This window comes from Kitasatospora sp. NPDC057500, from assembly GCF_042802195.1.
Classification (GTDB): Bacteria; Actinomycetota; Actinomycetes; order Streptomycetales; family Streptomycetaceae; genus Kitasatospora.
The window spans coordinates 1-3,562 of record NZ_JBHVER010000262.1 but is presented as its reverse complement, the minus strand read 5'-3'; the positions used below and the strand labels follow the sequence as shown (position 1 = coordinate 3,562).

Sequence of the window (3,562 nt, the reverse complement as noted above, 5' to 3'; positions counted from 1 at the left end):
CATCCGCCCCTGGCCGCCGGGGGCCGCCCCCCCCCCCCCGTCGGCGGCCCCCGGGCAAACGGGGGGGCCGCGCCCCCACCCCCCCCACCCGCCCCGGGGGGGGGGCCGGCGGGGCCGCCCCCCCCCCGCCGCGGGCTCACCGTCCGGCGCTGTCGACCACCGCCGCCCACTCGTCGAGCAGGGCCTCGCTCGCCGCGTCGTCCGGGCCCTCGGCCCACAGGTGGGTGACCGCCTCGGCCGGGTCGGGCAGGACCAGCGTCCAGCGCCCGTCCGCCTCGACCACCCGGACGCCGTCCGTGGTGTCCAGCCGTCGGCTGCCGGCCGCCTCCACCACCGAGCGCATCACCATGCCCTTCGCGGCCCACGGCGTCGCGATGTCCCGCCGGCGGATGTGCGCCTGCGGGATCCGCGCGTCGATCTGGCTCAGCGTGAGCTGGGTGCGGGCCACCAGGCCCACCAGCCGGACGAACGCCGCCGCCCCGTCCAGCACCCCGCTGAACTCGGGCACCACGAAGCCGCCGCGTCCGTCGCCGCCGAACACCGTGCCCTCGGCGGAGGCCGCCTTGGCCAGGTCGTCCGGCGTCGTGGTGGTCCAGATGACCTGGGTGCCGTGGTACGCCGCGACCTGCTCGGCGATCCGGGTCGTCGTCACCGGCAGTGCCACCTGCCCGCTCCGCCGCTCGGCCGCGACCAGGTCCAGCAGGACCAGCAGCGCCCGGTCGTCGTCGATCACCCGGCCCAGCTCGTCCACGAAGGCCACCCGCTCGCCCACCGGGTCGAAGCGCACGCCGAAGGCCGCCCGCGAGGAGGCGACCAGCTCGCCGAGCCTCGCCAGCCCGGCCCGCCGCTCCTCGGCGTCCTCGGTGGGGCGTGCCTCGTCGAGCCCGCTGGAGACGGTCAGCGCCTCCACCCCGAGCCGACCGAGGATGCTCGGCAGAACGAGGCCGGCACTGCCGTGCGCGGTGTCCACGACCACCTTCAGGCCCGCCTCCCGCACGCCCGTGGTGTCCACGGTCCGCAGCAGGTTGCCCGCGTAGGAGTCGAAGACGCTGGACGGGAAGGTCAGGTCGCCGATCTCGCCCGGGAAGGCCCTCCGGTACTCCTGGCGCGCGTAGACCCGGTCGAGCTTGCGCTGGCCGGCCTGGGACAGGTCGGCCCCGCGCTCGTCGAAGAACAGGATGTCCAGCGAGTCCGGCACCCCGGGGGTGGTCCGCAGGAAGATCCCGCCGGCACTGCCCCGCGCGGTGTGCTGCCGGGCCACCGGCATCGGCACGTTCTCCAGGTCGCGGACGTCGATCGCGCTGGTCTGCAACCCGGAGATCATCGCCCGCTTGAGGGCGCGCGCACCACGCGAGTGGTCACGCGCGATGGTGACGGTCGCCCCCTTCTTCAGGGTGGTCGCGTACGCCCCGGCCAGCCGGACGGCCAGCTCCGGAGTGATCTCGACGTTGAGGATGCCGGATACGCCACGCACCCCGAACAGGTGCTCCTGGCCCCGGGACTCCCAGATCACCGAGGTGTTGACGACCGCGCCTGCCTCGATGGTCTTGAACGGGTAGACCCGGACGTTGGCCGCGATGATCGACTCCTCGCCGACCAGGCACTCGTCCCCGATCACCGCGCCGTCCTCGATCCGCGAGGCCCGCATCACATCGGTGTTCTTGCCGACCACGCAGCCGCGCAGATTGCTCTGCGGCCCGATGTAGACGTTGTCGTGGACGACCGCCTTGTGCAGGAAGGCACCGCGCTTCACCACGACGTTGCTGCCGAGCACGGTGTGCTCGCGGAGCTCCACGCCGGCCTCGACCTTGGCGTAGTCGCCGATGTACAGCGGACCGCGGAGGATCGCCTCCGGGTCCACCTCGGCGCCCTCGGCCACCCAGACCCCGGGCGAGATCTCGAACCCGTCGAGCTCGACGTCGACCTTGCCCTCCAGGACGTCCGCCTGGGCCTTGCCGTAGCTCTCGTGGGTGCCCACGTCCTCCCAGTAGCCCTCGGCCACATAGCCGTAGACCCGCTTGCCCTCCTTGAGCAGCTGCGGGAACACGTCACTCGACCAGTCCACGGACTCACCGGCCGCGACGTAGTCGAAGACCTCCGGCTCCATCACGTAGATACCGGTGTTCACCGTGTCCGAGAAGACCTGCCCCCAGGTCGGCTTCTCCAGGAAGCGCTCGACCCGGCCCTCGTCGTCGGTGATCGTGATACCGAACTCCAGGGGATTCGGCACCCTGGTGAGACAGACGGTTACCAGTGCGTTCTTGCTGCGGTGAAACTCGATCAATTCCGAGAGGTCGAAGTCCGTCAACGCGTCGCCGGAGATCACCAGGAAGGAATCGTCCTTGAGAGCGTCCTCGGCGTTCTTGACACTCCCCGCAGTGCCTAGTGGGGTCTCCTCGTTCGCATAGGTGAGATGCATGCCCAGCTCTTCACCGTCACCGAAGTAGTTCTTCACCAGTGAGGCCAGGAACTGGACGGTCACGACGGTGTCGGAGAGACCGTGCCGCTTCAGCAGCCGAAGCACGTGCTCCATGATCGGCCTATTGGCGACCGGAAGCAGCGGCTTCGGCATGCTGGAGGTCATCGGGCGAAGTCGAGTGCCTTCGCCCCCTGCCATAACAACGGCTTTCATTACGGGTGCGTCCTCCTTCGCGGTGGTGGACCCTGCGGGTCCATCAAACCGTTCCAGAGGTGGTCTACCCGGAAGGTATCGTCCGACGCACCGTGTCGCCGTGGGAATTCTCTCAGATCACGTCTCAGACCGTGGACACCGAGGAGCCCGCACGGCCGCGGACGATCTGCCGCGCCTGCACCGCGTAGAGAATGGCGGCCCACCAGTACAGGACCGTTCCCCACCAGATGAAGCCCCAGCTCACGATCTCGGCCGGCCGGGCGATCCAGCTGTCCCCGGAGCCGAGCAGCAGAAGCGGAAAGGCGTACATCAGGTTGAATGTCGCGGCCTTCCCCAGGAAACTCACCTGCAACGGCCCGTAGCCGTGCCGGTTGAGAATCGGCAGAAGCGCCGCGATAAACACCTCGCGGGCCAGCAGGATCCCCGTCAGCCACCACGGCAGGATCTCACGCCAGGTCAGACCGATGAGGGTGGAGAACACATAGAGGCGGTCCGCCAGCGGGTCGAGCAACTGCCCGACCCGGCTGATCTGACCCCACCTCCGGGCGAGTTTCCCGTCCAGGTAATCACTGATGCCGCTGAGCATCAGGATCAGCAACGCCCAACCGTCGTTGTTCGGTCCATCGAACACCGGCCAGAGGATCAGCCAGAGGAAGAGCGGAACACCGACCAGCCGGCCCATGCTCAGCAGGTTGGGGATGGTGAGGACGCGATCGGTCTGGACCCGCGTCTCCTGGACCTCCACCCGGGGGCCTCCTGTCACGTCTAGCAACTACTGCACGTTGACCTTACAACAGAGAAGCCCCCGACCGATGACCGGCGGGGGCTTCTCCAGAAAATTTGTTCGGCGGCGTCCTACTCTCCCACAGGGTCCCCCCTGCAGTACCATCGGCGCTGTGAGGCTTAGCTTCCGGGTTCGGAATGTAACCG

The 3,562-nt window shown here is 69.2% G+C and carries 2 protein-coding genes and 1 rRNA gene; all 3 read right to left on the bottom strand.

Annotated features, from left to right (window positions below):
* Window positions 1–136: 136 nt before the first annotated feature.
* Window positions 137–2,632 (bottom strand): sugar phosphate nucleotidyltransferase, encoded by a 2,496-nt coding sequence (locus tag ACFU74_RS33530; RefSeq protein ID WP_380763715.1) that lies wholly within the window; start codon window positions 2,630–2,632, stop codon window positions 137–139.
* A 124-nt stretch (window positions 2,633–2,756) separates the two neighbouring features.
* Complete coding sequence (locus ACFU74_RS33525; RefSeq protein ID WP_380763713.1) at window positions 2,757–3,377, bottom strand: CDP-alcohol phosphatidyltransferase family protein; 621 nt, start codon at window positions 3,375–3,377, stop codon at window positions 2,757–2,759.
* Between the two features lie 97 nt (window positions 3,378–3,474).
* Window positions 3,475–3,562, bottom strand: a 5S ribosomal RNA gene (gene rrf, locus ACFU74_RS33520); the annotation flags it as partial.

What these genes read in the sequence shown, in the direction of transcription:
- ACFU74_RS33530 (WP_380763715.1), bottom strand. Translation starts at nt 2,632, where the DNA reads ATGAAAGCCGTTGTTATGGCAGGGGGCGAAGGCACTCGACTTCGCCCG.